Origin of the sequence: Rhodoplanes elegans (assembly GCF_016653355.1) — a bacterium.
Lineage (GTDB): Bacteria > Pseudomonadota > Alphaproteobacteria > Rhizobiales > Xanthobacteraceae > Rhodoplanes > Rhodoplanes elegans.
Genome location: NZ_NHSK01000132.1, coordinates 1 through 13,561, shown reverse-complemented (window position 1 = coordinate 13,561; position 13,561 = coordinate 1). Strand labels below are relative to the sequence as shown.

At 71.2% G+C, this 13,561-nt stretch carries 17 protein-coding genes; 8 read left to right on the top strand and 9 right to left on the bottom strand.

What is annotated here, in order from left to right:
- Window positions 1-34 precede the first annotated feature (34 nt).
- The 6 genes from CCR97_RS16780 to CCR97_RS16755 all read right to left on the bottom strand — a co-directional run bounded on the left by CCR97_RS16780 (window position 35) and on the right by CCR97_RS16755 (window position 4,870).
- The gene (locus tag CCR97_RS16780) at window positions 35-787 is read right to left on the bottom strand and encodes a DUF4336 domain-containing protein (protein ID WP_244670503.1); all 753 of its coding nucleotides are present in this window, start codon (window positions 785-787) and stop codon (window positions 35-37) included.
- Between the two features lie 153 nt (window positions 788-940).
- Entirely contained in the window at window positions 941-1,318 is a 378-nt protein-coding gene (locus CCR97_RS16775) for a YbaN family protein (RefSeq protein ID WP_111357663.1), read from the bottom strand.
- Between the two features lie 128 nt (window positions 1,319-1,446).
- Complete coding sequence (locus CCR97_RS16770; protein WP_170145864.1) at window positions 1,447-2,136, bottom strand: RES family NAD+ phosphorylase; 690 nt, start codon at window positions 2,134-2,136, stop codon at window positions 1,447-1,449.
- A gap of 32 nt (window positions 2,137-2,168) precedes the next feature.
- Complete coding sequence (locus CCR97_RS16765; RefSeq protein ID WP_111357665.1) at window positions 2,169-2,624, bottom strand: MbcA/ParS/Xre antitoxin family protein; 456 nt, start codon at window positions 2,622-2,624, stop codon at window positions 2,169-2,171.
- Window positions 2,625-2,669: 45 nt separating this feature from the next.
- Window positions 2,670-3,974 (bottom strand): Hsp70 family protein, encoded by a 1,305-nt coding sequence (locus CCR97_RS16760; RefSeq protein ID WP_111357666.1) that lies wholly within the window; start codon window positions 3,972-3,974, stop codon window positions 2,670-2,672.
- A 98-nt stretch (window positions 3,975-4,072) separates the two neighbouring features.
- Complete coding sequence (locus tag CCR97_RS16755; RefSeq protein ID WP_111357667.1) at window positions 4,073-4,870, bottom strand: SOS response-associated peptidase; 798 nt, start codon at window positions 4,868-4,870, stop codon at window positions 4,073-4,075.
- Window positions 4,871-4,972: 102 nt separating this feature from the next.
- Here CCR97_RS16755 and CCR97_RS16750 point away from each other — a divergent pair, with 102 nt between their 5' ends.
- The 8 genes from CCR97_RS16750 (at window position 4,973) to CCR97_RS16715 (ending at window position 10,045) form a co-directional block, all read left to right on the top strand.
- Window positions 4,973-5,503 carry a hypothetical protein gene (locus tag CCR97_RS16750; RefSeq protein WP_201159680.1) on the top strand — a complete coding sequence of 177 codons (531 nt, stop codon included), beginning with the start codon at window positions 4,973-4,975 and terminating at the stop codon, window positions 5,501-5,503.
- Window positions 5,504-5,515: 12 nt separating this feature from the next.
- Complete coding sequence (locus tag CCR97_RS16745; RefSeq protein ID WP_111357668.1) at window positions 5,516-5,956, top strand: NUDIX hydrolase; 441 nt, start codon at window positions 5,516-5,518, stop codon at window positions 5,954-5,956.
- Window positions 5,957-6,020: 64 nt separating this feature from the next.
- A complete protein-coding gene (locus CCR97_RS16740) occupies window positions 6,021-6,407 on the top strand; it encodes a TIGR02301 family protein (RefSeq protein ID WP_111357669.1) in 387 nt (128 codons plus the stop codon).
- A 271-nt stretch (window positions 6,408-6,678) separates the two neighbouring features.
- On the top strand, window positions 6,679-6,933 hold the full coding sequence (locus CCR97_RS16735; RefSeq protein WP_244670501.1) for a hypothetical protein: 255 nt from the start codon (window positions 6,679-6,681) through the stop codon (window positions 6,931-6,933).
- 154 nt (window positions 6,934-7,087) lie between these two features.
- On the top strand, window positions 7,088-7,990 hold the full coding sequence (gene ygfZ, locus CCR97_RS16730; protein ID WP_201159679.1) for a CAF17-like 4Fe-4S cluster assembly/insertion protein YgfZ: 903 nt from the start codon (window positions 7,088-7,090) through the stop codon (window positions 7,988-7,990).
- 13 nt (window positions 7,991-8,003) lie between these two features.
- Window positions 8,004-8,690, top strand: coding sequence for a DNA-3-methyladenine glycosylase I (locus tag CCR97_RS16725; protein ID WP_111360475.1), 687 nt, complete (start codon window positions 8,004-8,006; stop codon window positions 8,688-8,690).
- Between the two features lie 2 nt (window positions 8,691-8,692).
- Window positions 8,693-9,334 carry a YfbR-like 5'-deoxynucleotidase gene (locus tag CCR97_RS16720; protein WP_111360474.1) on the top strand — a complete coding sequence of 214 codons (642 nt, stop codon included), beginning with the start codon at window positions 8,693-8,695 and terminating at the stop codon, window positions 9,332-9,334.
- A gap of 204 nt (window positions 9,335-9,538) precedes the next feature.
- Window positions 9,539-10,045 (top strand): tyrosine phosphatase family protein, encoded by a 507-nt coding sequence (locus tag CCR97_RS16715; RefSeq protein WP_111360473.1) that lies wholly within the window; start codon window positions 9,539-9,541, stop codon window positions 10,043-10,045.
- A 226-nt stretch (window positions 10,046-10,271) separates the two neighbouring features.
- On the opposite strand, the gene CCR97_RS16710 is transcribed toward CCR97_RS16715, so the two are convergent.
- The 3 genes from CCR97_RS16710 to CCR97_RS16700 all read right to left on the bottom strand — a co-directional run bounded on the left by CCR97_RS16710 (window position 10,272) and on the right by CCR97_RS16700 (window position 13,268).
- Window positions 10,272-10,811: a hypothetical protein gene (locus CCR97_RS16710; protein WP_201159678.1), complete on the bottom strand. Its 540-nt coding sequence runs from the start codon at window positions 10,809-10,811 to the stop codon at window positions 10,272-10,274.
- A gap of 112 nt (window positions 10,812-10,923) precedes the next feature.
- Window positions 10,924-11,910: an acrylyl-CoA reductase (NADPH) gene (gene acuI / locus CCR97_RS16705; RefSeq protein WP_111359068.1), complete on the bottom strand. Its 987-nt coding sequence runs from the start codon at window positions 11,908-11,910 to the stop codon at window positions 10,924-10,926.
- A gap of 101 nt (window positions 11,911-12,011) precedes the next feature.
- On the bottom strand, window positions 12,012-13,268 hold the full coding sequence (locus CCR97_RS16700; protein WP_111359069.1) for an MFS transporter: 1,257 nt from the start codon (window positions 13,266-13,268) through the stop codon (window positions 12,012-12,014).
- Window positions 13,269-13,561 lie beyond the last annotated feature (293 nt).

Here is a 13,561-nt window from a genome sequence, read left to right as displayed (position 1 = left end):
CGGCCGGGCGCGGCGCCGCCGGGCGTCGTCTCGCTCAGTCGAGCAGCCAGCGCAGCGACCGGCGCAGTCGCGCCGCGCCGTCGTGCTCGAACCAGCGCCCGTGCGCGAAGATCACCCGGACCGGATTCCAGCCGACGATCTCGGCGACGACGGCGCGGGCCTCGCTGCGCCTGCGGTTGACGACGAAGCGCAGATGCGCCGGTGCCATGCCGTCCGGCGCCACGGCGCCGGCGGCCCGCAGCAGCGGCCGCGCGATCGGGCCGATCTTGTCGGGCTCGAGGTTCTCGACGAGATCGGTGAGCACCAGGGTGCGACTCGGTGCGTGGAAGAACGCCACCTCGCTGACCCCGAACCCGGCCGGCACGATGCGCTGCTCGATCTCGCCCGCCCAGGCCGGGGGTGACGCGGGGCCGAGATCGTGATCGATCCGCAGGCCCGACGCCTTCACCGGGCTTCGGTCGCGCAGCCCCGGCGCCGCCCAGATGGCCGCGAGAGGGCAGGCGGCGCTCCACCCCTTCACGAACGACCAGTGCGCGACATTGGGCGCCACGAGATGCCGGATCGGGCCGATCCGCTCGATGTCGTGGCGCAGCCCGAGGACGTGGCGGGTCGGCGAATGCAGCCACATGCCGCCGTCGGACAGGCGGATCACGGTCATCCGCACCGGCAGGGCGAGCCCGAAGGCGTGCAGGGGGCCGCTGTCGACGATCCAGACGTCCGGCGCGACGGGCTTGAGCGTGTCGAGCGGCGGATAGACGGCGCGATGATGCTCGTCCTGGCGCCGCAGGTCCTCGTCGACATCGTCGCGCTGCAGCTCGTCCGTCGTCACGGGTCCTCCGGAGGGTGTCGGGTGGGGGGCGACCGACCTCCGGCCAGTCCGCATTCACGGTTCAACCGGTCCCGCGCGACGGGGTTCCGGGTCCGCAGGGCTGCGCTCGGTTCAGCCTCGCGTCGGCGCCTTCGGCTCGGCACGGGTCGCCACATAGGTGGCGCAAGCGACGAGGGACGCGGCGACGACGGTCGCGAGGAGCGGGCCGGGCGACGTCGTCGTCCAGAAGATCACGAAGCCCAGCGCCATGCCGGTGCAGGCGAGGAGCTTCGAGGCGCGCGAGATCGCCCGCTGGTCGCGCCAGGCCCGTAGCGACGGGCCGAAGCGCGGGTGCTCGAACAGCCAGGCTTCGAGGCGCGGCGACGAGCGGGCGAAGCACCAGGCGGCCGCGATCAGGAAGATGGTGGTCGGCATCAGCGGCAGCACGGCGCCGATCGCGCCGAGCGCCAGCATCAGGCAGCCGAGGCCGAAATAGAGCGCGCGCGTCATGGGGCTCCCGGCGCAAAGGTCCATGTGATCAAGGCCGATCCTAGGGCGCCGATGCGGCCGGTCTTTGTTCGCCGGCAGTCTGGACGCGAGCATGCCGGCGTCCGGGACGCATTCGCCGGCGCCGCCGGTCAGCGCGGTTGCGGCGTGACGTGGCCGAGCTTCAGCACCGTGACGGCGCCGGTCCGGTCCCAGCGATATTCGAGATGGTCGCCCTGCAGCACGGGCAGTCGGACGAGCGACGGACGGAACACGCACACATTGGTGCCGCCCGGCGTCCGGACGCTGTCGTAGACGATGCCGTTCGCTCCGGCGCCGTTCGCCGGCCAGCGTAGCGTCGTCCCGAAGGTTCGCGAGGCCGTGTAGTCGACCGGGTCGTAGAGCTCGGGCCGGCTCTCGCCGGCGCCGCGCAGGTCGACGAGACGGCAGTCGATCCCGGCCGTCAGAGCGCGCATCTGGATGCTGCTCGGGAAAGCGCCGTCCGAGAGGCGCAGCCGCCGGGTCGCGTGATGCACGGTTTCGGCGATGGCGGTGTCGCGGTCGAGCGCCGCGTACCAGGCGCCGAGCCGGCCGTCGGTGAAGCGACCGCCGGCCGGGTCCGCGTGCAGGAATGCCGCCATCACCAGGGTCGCGCCCGGTCCCTGCACGATTTCGTCCGGCGGCAGAAGCGGCAGGCGTCGCGTCACCGGCGAGAGGCGATCGTTGGTGAGCTGCTCCAGCAGATAGGCGGCGGCGAGGTCCTGCGGGTCGGTCGCGAGATCGTCGAACACGCCGACCGGCGGATAGCGGCTCGCGATCAGGCGGTGCGTCGTGGCACGCACCCGCGCATCCCCGGGGGCGCTCCGGGCGGCGCTCATTTCATGCCGCGCCAAGCGTCGACGTAGCGGCGCACCGCGAACAGGTCGTCGATCCCGCCGCGCAGCATGCGCCCGAGCGGCGACAGTCCGCCGAACGGCAGGTCCCGGCTGGGGCTCTCGAACCAGCGACGCGCGCTGGCCTCGTCGGCGAACAGCAGTGTCAGTCCCTTGTGGATGCCGAGCGCCAGCGAGATCCGCTCGAGCTGATCGCGCCCCAGCGTCCCGACCTTGCCGTTCTGCCAGTTGTGATACGTCGGCCGCGAGATGTCGCCGAGCAGGGCGCGGCGCTGGTCGACCGACAGACCCCAGCGATCGGCGAGGCTCATGAACAGCCGTACGGCCGGACCGGATAGACGGCGCCGGGTCTCCGGGTCGCGCAGCGCATCCCCCTCGACCGCTTCGGTCGGGCCGGAGTCGGGCAGGGGTGTCGGCGTTTGAACAGGCTTGGTCATGATGTCTAAATGTAGACATCGCCAGCCGGCGTCAAGCCCGGCCGCTCACCCGTAGCGGCGCTGGGCCTCGATGGTCAGGCCGAGGCCGACGGCGCCGAAGCGGTCGCCGTCGACCACGGCGGCGTCGGGCAGCACGGACCGCACCGCGCCGCGCACGCTCGGCACCAGGCTGCCGCCGCCGGTGAAGAACACCGCGTCGATTTTGGCCGGCGTCAGGCCGGCGGCCGCGATGGTCGCGGTGGCGGTGGTGCGCAGGCGCTCGGCGAGCGGTGCGGTCGCCTCGTCGAACTGCGTCCGGGTCGCCGGCGCGGCGAGGCCGTGTTCCACCCAGTCGAGCGGAACCGTCGTCGTCTCCGCGTCGCTGAGTGCGATCTTGGCGCGCTCGACCTCGATCAGCACCGAATGGCCGCGCCGCATCTCGATCAGATGGATCAACCGGGCGAGCAGCTTCGGCGCCCGCGCCTCGCGGCGCACGAGCTTGAGCTCGGGCAGCACCGCCTTGTCGTAGAGCCGGTTGACGGTCGCCCAGGTGGAGAGGTCGAAATAGGGGCCGGACGGCACCTCGACATCGCCGCGCGTCATCAGGGAGCGAAAGCCGAGCGCCGGCATGACGGCGGCGAGCGACAAGGCGCGATCGTAGTCGGTGCCGCCGAGCCTGGTGCCGCCGCTCGCGAGAATGTCGCCCTTGCGGTCGTCACGGCCGCGCCGCTGCGGCCCGAGCCGCACGACGGAAAAGTCCGAGGTGCCGCCGCCGATGTCGGCGACCAGCGCCAAGGTCTCGGCCGTGATGGCGCGTTCGTAGTCGAACGCCGCCGCCACCGGCTCGTACTGGAACGACACCTCGGAAAAGCCCGCCGCCCGCGCGATGTCGGCGAGCGTCGCCTCGGCCTGGCGGTCGGCGGCCTCGTCGCCGTCGACGAAATGGACCGGGCGGCCGTGCACGACGCGGTCGAGCGGGGCGCCGCACTGCGCCTCGGCGCGATGCTTCAGCGCCTCCACATAGGTGCGAACGATGTCGCGGAAGGCGACGCGGCGGCGCGCCAGCTGGGTCTTCTCGTCGACCAGGGCGGTGCCGAGGATCGACTTCAGCGACCGCATGAAGCGGCCCTGCACGCCGTCCACATAGGCCGCGATGGCGTCGCGGCCGATCAGCGTGTGGTGGGCGTGATCGAGCCCGAAGAACACGGCGCTCGGCACCGTCGTGCTGCCGTGGTCGAGGGTGAGCAGCGCCGGCGCGCCGGCGGTGGCGAGGCCGAGCGTCGAGTTCGAGGTGCCGAAGTCGAGCCCGCAGGCGCGGCCGTTCGGCGCGGGGGCATGCGGCGCGCGTGGATGCGAGGACGATGGTGACATGAGGCGGAAGCCCGGGCGCTGAAGGGCCGGGTTGGATAGTCGATGTGCGGCCAAGCATCAACCGGCGGCCACCGGCGGCGTCGCAACCCCGCCGGGACTCAGAACAGCGAGCCTTGCCCGCGGTCCGGTTCCGGCTTCGCCGGTCGGCGGCGCGCCGCGGCGGCGGAGCCGGCGGTTGTCCGTCGCGCGTCCGGCTTCGGCCGGGGAGGGGGAGCGGCCTCCGGCTCCGGCCGGTCGGGGAGCGGTGCGAGCAGGTCGGGCGAATCGTTCGCCGTTCGGTTGACCGCGGTCGACACCGGCCAGGCTTCGAGCAGGCCGTCCGGGGCCGGCGCGATCAGGGCGGCGGCGGTCGGCGCGTCGACGCCCGGGTCGAGCCACAGGTCGAACGCCTCGGGCGCGACGATCACGGGCATGCGGTCGTGGATCGGCGCCAGCGTGCGGTTCGCCCGCGTGGTGACGATGCATACCGTCTCCAGCTCCTCGCCGTTCGGTCCCATCCAGGCCTCCCACAGCCCGGCGAAGGCGAGCGGGCCGCCGCCGCGCCGGGCGATGTAGAAGGGCTGCTTCGGTCCGCCGGTCGCCTGCCACTCGAAGAAGCCGTCGGCCGGCAGCAGGCAGCGCCGCCGCTTCATGGCGTTGCGGAAGGCCGGCTTGTCGGCCACCGATTCGCCGCGGGCGTTGATCAGCAGCGAGAAGGTTCGCGGGTCCTTCACCCAGGCGGGAATCAGGCCCCAGCGCAGCAGGGCGAAGGACCGGGCGCCGTCGGCGAGCCGGACGACCGGCACCGGCTGGGTCGGTGCGACGTTGAAGCGGGGCGGGAAGTTCGGCACCTCGCCGTAACGGAATAGCGCCCTAATCGCTTCGGGCGAGGAGGTGATGGCGTAGCGACCACACATGCGTCGATTGCCTCTCCGAGGGCGTTCAGACGTGCAACCTTTAATGCGCCTTTAACCCGGCACCGCGAGAGTTTTCTGAAAAGCGCGCAAGCCGTTCGGTCCATGAGTCAACACCCAAAACTGTCCTCGGACGAGCTGCGCGCGCAGGCCCAGAACCCCGCCGTGCTGGCGAAGGCGAACATCAATCCGGTCACCCGCCTCGCCACCGATTATCTCAACCATTACAACGAAGTGATCATGCTGCTCGAGATGCTCGAGTCGTGTCCGGAGTTCGCCGACGACATCCTCGGCTGGGAGCCGCGCGGCTACGACGCCTATTTCGAGCGGTCGCACTTCAAGGACAAGGACCTCGCCCGCGTCGCCTACGAGATCGCCGAGCCGATTTCGCGGCGCGAGCTGGAGGGCATGATCGACCACATGAACGCGATCCTGGCGGCGACCCTGGACGCGCTCCGCCAGAACCTGTCGCCCACCGCGGTCGCCCGGCTCGGCACCGAATCGTCCGGCTGGCTCAAGCCGCTGGTCGCCCGCGCCGGCTCGGTGATTAACGGCGAGCACATCATGCCGGCCGCCATGTCGGACGAGACGGCGCGCCAGGACATGGTCGACGCCGTGTTCCAGCGCGGCGCCTGAGCGGGAGCGCCCGTGACCGACGATCGGCGCTATCCCGCCCGCCCGTTCCTGGCCGTCAGCGCCGCAGTGTTCCGGGCCGGGCAGGTGCTGCTCGTCCGCCGCGCCCGGGCGCCGTCGGCGGGGCCGTGGACGCTGCCGGGCGGCGTCGTCGAGGCCGGCGAGACGCTCCACGCGGCCTTGGTGCGGGAGTTGCGGGAGGAGACCGCGCTCGACGTCGCGCCGGTCGCGCTGGCCGGCCACCGCGAGGTGATCGTCCGCGACGCCGCGGGGCGGGCCGAGCGGCACTTCGTCGTCTTGTCCTTCGCGGCGCGCTGGATCGCCGGCGAGCCGGTGCTCGACGCCGAGCTCGCCGCCTTCGCCTGGCACGATCCGGCCGCCGTCGCGGGCCTCGACACGACCGAGGGCCTGGCCGAGATCGTCGCGGCGGCGCAGGCGATTCTCCGGGCCGGGTAGGAGACGCCTTGCCGCCGACGCGATTGCGTCGCAGATAGGGGCGTCGATCCCCGCGAACATCCCGATGAGCCGCACGTTTTTCCGTTCCGTCCAGGTTCTCCTCGTCGCCCTGTCGCTGCTGCCGGCCGCGCCGGCCGTGGCCCAGCAGGCGATTCCGTTCGATGGCGACCTGCGGCGCCTGTCGGAAATCCTCGGCGCGCTCCATTACCTGCGGGAGGTCTGCGGCTCCGCCGAGGGCCAGAAGTGGCGCACCGAGATGCAGCAGCTCGTCGACGCCGAGGCGCCGACCGGCGCCCGCCGCGCCCAGATGATAGCCAGCTTCAACCGCGGCTACCGGCTCTATCAGCAGAGCTACCGCACCTGCACGCCGGCCGCCGACACGGCGATTCGGAAATACCTCCAGGAGGGCGCCAAGATCGCCCGCGAGGTGACGGCCCGCTACGCCAACTGACGCGGCAGCGCCGGGCGACAGGCGCCGCGCCCGCCGAACACCCCCGAATCGCCTCCCCGGTCGACTTTCCGGACTTGGTGAAAACGTTTCCACCGTGGCTGCGGGGGGCACGACGGACGGCCGTCGATCGTCGCGGAACCCGCTGCCGCGGCGGCTCCCCTACCCATTAACCTTTCGTAAAGGATCAGCTGGTCGGGCGCCGGACATCTGGTAAGACATCATTAAGAAACGTTGACGGCTGGGGCCGGGGACCGGGTGGTCGAGAATGTCGATGGGCATGGAAGAGGCTTCTGATCATCATTCGGATCAGGAGCAGAAGCGGGCGGCGCTCGGTCACATCAAGGAGGCTTGGGCGGAAGCCTGGGCGGACGGCATCGACGGCGACTGCCTGGCGCAGGCGTCGCTGTTCTGCGCCCTGACCGAGCTGGTCGCGACCTATGGGGAGGACGCGACGGCCCGCTTTGCCGAGGGTCTGCCGAAGCGCATCGCGTCGGGCGAGTTTTCCATCGTGCTGTCGCGCCAGTAAGGCGCCGCGCCAGTAAGGCGCCGCGCCGAAAGGCGCCACGCCAGGAGGCGCCGTGCCGGCCGGGAGACACGGCCGGCCATCTGCCTGCAATCCGGCCTTGAGCCGCCGCGCCTGCCGCCCTACCTTTCGGATCGACCCTGGTCCGAACATAATCATGCAGGCTGCGCCCCTTTCCGACCGCGGCATCGTCCTCGTCTCCGGTGACGACGCCCGCCATTTCCTCAACGGCCTGGTGACCGCGAACGTCGCGACCATGTCGCCGGCGACGCCACGCTTCGCCGCGCTGCTCACCCCGCAAGGCAAGATCGTCGCCGACTTCATCGTCGCCGAGATCGCGGCCGCCGACGGCGGCGGGTTCCTGCTCGACGTGCCGGCCGCGCTGGTCGACGGCCTGCTGGCCAAGCTGAAAATGTACAAGCTGCGCGCCAAGGTGACGGTCGAGGACCGCTCGGCCGCGCTTGCCGTGCTGGCGGTGTGGGGCGACGGCGTCGATTCGCTCGACACGGCCGCCGTGGATGGCCTCGTGCTGCGCGACCCGCGCCTGCCGGGGCTCGGCCTGCGCGCCATCGTGCCGGCCGGCACGGCGGCCGCGGTGGCCGGCCAGCTCGGCGCGACGATGGTCGATGCAGCGGCCTACGAGGTGCATCGCATCGCGCTCGCCGTGCCGCGCGGCGGCGTCGACTTCGCCTATGGCGACGCCTTCCCGCACGAGACCGACATGGACCAGCTCGCCGGCGTCGACTTCAAGAAGGGCTGCTACGTCGGCCAGGAGGTGGTGTCGCGCATGCAGCACCGTGGCACCGCGCGCTCGCGCGTCGTGCCGGTCACGGTCGAGGGCTTCGCCCCGCCGCCCGGCGCGCCGGTGACGGCCGGCGACATCGCGGTCGGCACCATGGGTTCGGGCGTCGAGGGCCGCGGCCTCGCGCTGCTGCGGCTCGACCGGGTCGGCGACGCGCTCGCCGCCGGCACGCCGATCGTCGCCGGCGGCATCGCGCTCGCCCCGGTGAAGCCCGCCTGGGCGAGTTTCGCGTGGCCCGGCGAGGCGGTGCCGTCGTGACGAGGCGCGTGCCGTGACCGCGGTCGTGCATGCCGACGGGCTGAAGCGCTGCACCTGGCCGGGCCAGGATCCGCTCTACCTCGCCTATCACGACACCGAATGGGGCGTGCCCGAGTGGGACGATCGCGCCCTGTTCGAGAAGCTTCTGCTCGACGGCTTCCAGGCCGGGCTGTCGTGGATCACGATCCTGCGCAAGCGCGAGAATTTTCGCGAAGCCTTCGACGGCTTCGATCCGGACAAGATCGCTCGCTACGACGCGGCGAAGCACGCGGCGCTGATGCTGGACGCCGGCATCGTGCGCAACCGCGCCAAGATCGAAGGCGCGACGCTCTCGGCCCGTGCCTATCTCGAGGCGATGGAAAAGGGACCGGGCTTCTCCGCGCTGCTGTGGGGCTTCGTCGACGGGGCGCCGATCGTCAACCGGTTCCGCACCAGCGCCGAGGTGCCGGCCGAGACGCCGCTGTCGCGCGCCATCTCGAAGGAGCTGTCGTCGCGCGGCTTCAAGTTCTGCGGGCCGACCATCGTCTACGCCTTCATGCAGGCGGTCGGCATGGTCAACGACCACCTCGTCGGCTGCCATCGTCACGCGGTGCTCGCCGACGGCGCGCCGCGCTCGCCCAAGACCAAACCCGTGAAGACGAAGGCCGTGAAACTCAAAGCCGCTATGGCCGCGCCGGCGGCGCGGAAGAAAAAGACCTGATCATGCCGGCCAAGACCAAGCCCGCTCCTAAGCCCGCGCCGGCCGTGGAGGCCGACGCGCCCCGCGCCTGGCAGCGCATGCTGTCGGGACGGCGGCTCGATCTGCTCGACCCGTCGCCCCTCGACGTCGAGATCGAGGACATCGCCCACGGGCTCGCCCGCGTCGCGCGTTGGAACGGCCAGACCGCCGGCGACCACATCTTCTCGGTCGCCCAGCACACGCTCCTGGTCGAGGAGATCGCGCGGCGCCGCTGCGGCGCCGTCGACCGCCGGCTCGGCCTCGCGCTGCTGCTGCACGACGCGCCCGAATACGTGATCGGCGACATGATCTCACCGTTCAAGGCCGTGATGGGTGGCGCCTACAAGACGGTCGAGCACCGGCTGCTCGCCGCCATCCATCTGCGCTTCGGCCTGCCGCCGACGCTGCCCGACGAGACCGTGAGGATCGTCAAGGACGCCGACCGCGGCGCCGCGTTTCTCGAAGCCACCCGCCTCGCCGGCTTCGCGGTGGCGGAGGCGAAAAAGTTCTTCGGCACGCCGCCCGACCTGCCGGTCCGGATCGAGCAGGATTTTCTGCACCCGTGGCCGGCCGGCGTGGCGGAGCGGCGGTTTCTCGAGCGGTTCTCGAAGATCGAGGCGGGGTAGGGCGGTCACCCACCGAAGCCGTCATGCCCGGCCTCGTGCCGGGCATCCACGTTTTCGATGCCGCGCGACTGAAAGACCGTGGATGGCCGGGACGAGCCCGGCCATGACGACGCTGGTGGTCTATTCGTCCCGAGGCGGATCCCGTTGCACGAAGCCGCCACATCCCGGCGCTAGAACGGCGCCGAAGAACGAGGTCCGAGACCCATGATCCACGTCTGCTCGCTCGACCGGCTCGCCGCGACCGTGGAGGTGACCGGCGCCCGCCATGTCGTCACCCTGATCGACATCGGCACGCCGGTGACGCGCCCGGCCTCCATCAAGGTCGAGCACCATCTGCATCTCGAGATTCACGACATCTGCCTGCCGCTCGACGGCTGCATCCATCCGCAGGAGCATCACGTCGAGAAGCTGATCGACTTCGTGCGCGCCTGGGACCAGGAGACGCCGCTGGTCGTCCACTGCTACGCCGGCATCAGCCGGTCGACCGCGGCGGCCTTCACGGCGGCCTGCACGATCCATCCCGATCGCGACGAGCGCGGCATTGCGCAGGCGCTGCGCACCGCGTCGCCGACCGCCTGTCCGAACAGGCTGATCGTCTCGCTCGCCGACCGTCTGCTCGGCCGCGACGGCCGGATGATCGCCGCCGTCGAGGCGATCGCCCCGCACGAGCCCTGCCTTTCGGCGCAGCCGTTCTGTCTGACGCTGGCGTGAATGCGCTCGCGATCAGCGGCCGTATCGTTCGGCGTGCCCCGGACAAGGCGCGTCGGGCCACAAGCCCGATGCGCCGCAGAGCCGGGGCCCAGGGGCGGCACGATGAGCGTCCCGGTAAGGGCCTCGCCTGATCGCCCCTGGGTCCCGGGTCGCGACGCGTTGCGTCGCGCCCGGGACACGAGGCCGAGGCGATGCGATCGGGTGTCTGCGATTTGCGGTGAACGATTCAGTCCGTCGACTTCATCACGGCCGACTGCACGGGGGGCGGGGCCGCCGTGCCGCCGATCGTGGTCGGGCGCAGGTTGAGCGGGCGCGGCCGCAGCGGGCGGGTCGCGCCGGTCGTCTCGGGGCCGGCGCCGCCAGAGCCGGTGAGGCGGGTGCGCGGGTTCTGCCGGACGAAGTCGCAATAGGCGAAGCCGAGGCCGGAGATCGAGCCGCGGAAGCTCTGGGCGCTGGTCTGGTCGACCTCGAAGCAGGGCTGGAACATCAGCCCCTTCACCGAGGCGCAGATCGACGACGACGACACCTTGATGGTGCCGGCCGGCAGGGCGACGAAGCGCGGCTCGCGGCCCTTGATCTGCAGGGTGCCGACCACAGAGCCGTCCGGATGGATGCGGCCCGTGCCGCGGGTGCCTTCGAAGCACGTGTAGGCGAACAGCTTGCCGGCGACGAAGCGGCGGGCTTCGTCGGGCTTGAGCGTGCCGGCCGCGACCGGGGTCTGGCCGGCCACGAGGAACGCGGCCGGCAGGACGAGAAGGTGGCGCAAGCGCATGTCGGACCCCGTACGGCAGTGAACTGGAACAACGTCGTTACGCGGGCTTAGGGTTAATGCCCGGTCGCGATGATGGCGCCAGTTCGTCGATAAAGTCTGAACGCGTTTACCCGATCTTGACCACGATTCGGCCCCGGACCCGGCCTTCGACGATGCGCCGGCCGGCGTCGAGAACGCCCTCCAGACCGATTTCTTCGGTCATTTGGGCCAATTTGCGCCGATCGAGATCGGTGTCCAGGCGCCGCCACGCTTCTCGCCGCAGGTGTTGCGGACACATCACAGAGTCGACCCCGAGCAGGGACACGCCGCGCAGGATGAACGGGGCGACGCTGGTCGGCAGGTCCATGCCGCCAGCGAGCCCGCACGCCGCGACGGCACCATGGTAGCGGGTCATCGACAGCACGTTGGCGAGCGTCGTCGAGCCGACCGAATCGACGCCGGCGGCCCAGCGCTCCTTGGCGAGCGGCTTCGCCGGTCCGGAGAGGTCCTGGCGGGCGATGATCTCGGCGGCGCCGAGCTCCTTCAGGTAGTCGCCTTCTTCGGGGCGCCCGGTCGAGGCGATGACGTGCCAGCCGAGCTTGGCCAGGATCGCCACGGCCACCGAGCCGACGCCGCCGGCCGCGCCGGTGACGACCACGGGACCGCGGTCCGGGGTCAGGCCGTGGCGCTCCAGCGCCAGCACGGCGAGCATCGCCGTGTAGCCGGCCGTGCCGATCGCCATGGCGTCGCGCGGTTCGATGCCGGCCGGCAGCGGCACCAGCCAGTCGCCCTTCACGCGCGCCTTCTCGCCATAGAAGCCGAGATGGGTCTCGCCGCAGCCCCAGCCGTTCACGACCACCCGGTCGCCCGGCTTCCAGTCGGGGTGCTCGGAGGTCTCCACCGTGCCGACCGCGTCGATGCCGGCGATCATCGGGAGGCGCCGCACCACCGGCGCCTTGCCGGTGACGGCCAGGCCGTCCTTGTAGTTGACGGTCGACCACTCGACCCGGAGGGTGACGTCGCCCTCCATCAGCTCGCTGTCGTCGAAGTCGGACAGGCCGACGGTCTGTCCCGCCTCGCCCTTGCGGATGACGATCGCCTTGAAGCTCGACACGTGACGCCCCCGGTTTTTTCAGCGCGGCCGGCCGGCGGCCGCGGGTCCGGGACAGTAAGCGGGCCGAGCCGGCCCGGACAAGGGCCGGCCGGGCGATCCGGTCATGCCCGCGCGGCGGCGAGGCGGGCGACCGGCTTCTCGACGATCGGCAGGTTGATGACCGCGGACAGCACGCCGAACAGGATCGCCAGCCACCAGACGAGGTCGTAGGAGCCGGTGCGCTCGAACGCGATGCCGCCGATCAGGACGCCGAGAAAGCCGCCGACCTGGTGGCTGAAGAAGACGAAGCCCGACAGCATCGCGAACCAGCGGGTGCCGAACATCAGGAGCACGAGGCCGGAGGTCGGCGGCACGGTGGACAGCCACAAGAGGCCCATCACGGCGCCGAAGACGAGCGTCGCTGCCGGGCTCGCGGGAAGCGAGATGAAGATCGCGATGGCCACGGCGCGGCTGAAATAGTTGGCGGCGAGCAGATAGCGCTTCGGCCAGCGGTTGCCGAGCCAGCCCGAGGCGAGCGAACCGACGATGTTGAACAGGCCGATGATGGCGAGCGTCCAGCCGCCGACCGCCGCCGACAGGCCGCGGTCGACCAGATAGGCCGGCATGTGCACGGTGATGAAGGCGAGCTGGAACCCGCAGGTGAAGAAGCCGAGCACCAGGAGCACATAGGAGCGGTGGCCGAGCGCCTCGACGAGCGCCTGGCGCAACGACTGCGGCTCCGCCGCGCCGGCCGTCACGGGCTGCGTCGCGGCCGCCGGCGTCGCCAGCGCGAGCGACAGCGGCAGGATCATCAGCATGGCGGCGCCGAAGATGATCAGCGTCGTCTGCCAGCCGACCGCCTGGTTCAGGCCGACGGCGAGCGGCGAGAACAGGAACTGACCGAACGAGCCCGCCGCCGTGCCGGCGCCGAACGACAGCGAGCGCCATTCGACCGGCAGCAGCTTGCCGAACGCCGCGATGACGAGATTGAACGACGAGCCGGCGAGCCCGAAGCCGATCATCACGCCGGCCGTCAGGTCGAGCGCCAGGGGCGTGCTCGAATACGCCATCAGGGCGAGGCCGCCGGCATAGAGGAGGGCGCCGATCGCCATCACCCGGATGGTGCCGAAGCGGTCGGCGAGCGCCCCGGCGAACGGCTGGCCGATGCCCCACAGGAGGTTCTGGATGGCGAGCGCCAGGCCGAACACGTCGCGGCCCCAACCGTTCTCCTGCGACATCGGCGTGAGGAAGAAGCCGAGCGCCGATCGCGGCCCGAAGGCGAGGAGGCCGACACCGCAGCCGGCGATCACGATGATCAGCGGCGTGCGCCAGCCCACCGGCTTGCGGCCCGGGACGGCTGTGGAGGCGGGTGCGGACATCGGGGGCTCCTCGGAGACGACAACGCGCCGGTTGTGGTCACCGGCGCGATTGCACCCTCATAGCAGGTCCGATATCATGATGAAAATGAAACATCTTGATGATGGTCATGATCGATCGGAATGATGATGTGGTGGTTGGTTCTCTACGCGGCCGGTTGGGCGGCATGAACCGAGCCCACGGTGCCCGGGGCTGCCCCCCTCCCCAGCCCTCCCCCACAAGAAGGGGGGAGGGAGCCGGCTGCGGCGAGCCGCTAGATCGGCAGGCTCCAACAGTCAGCGGATCCAGAACCGAG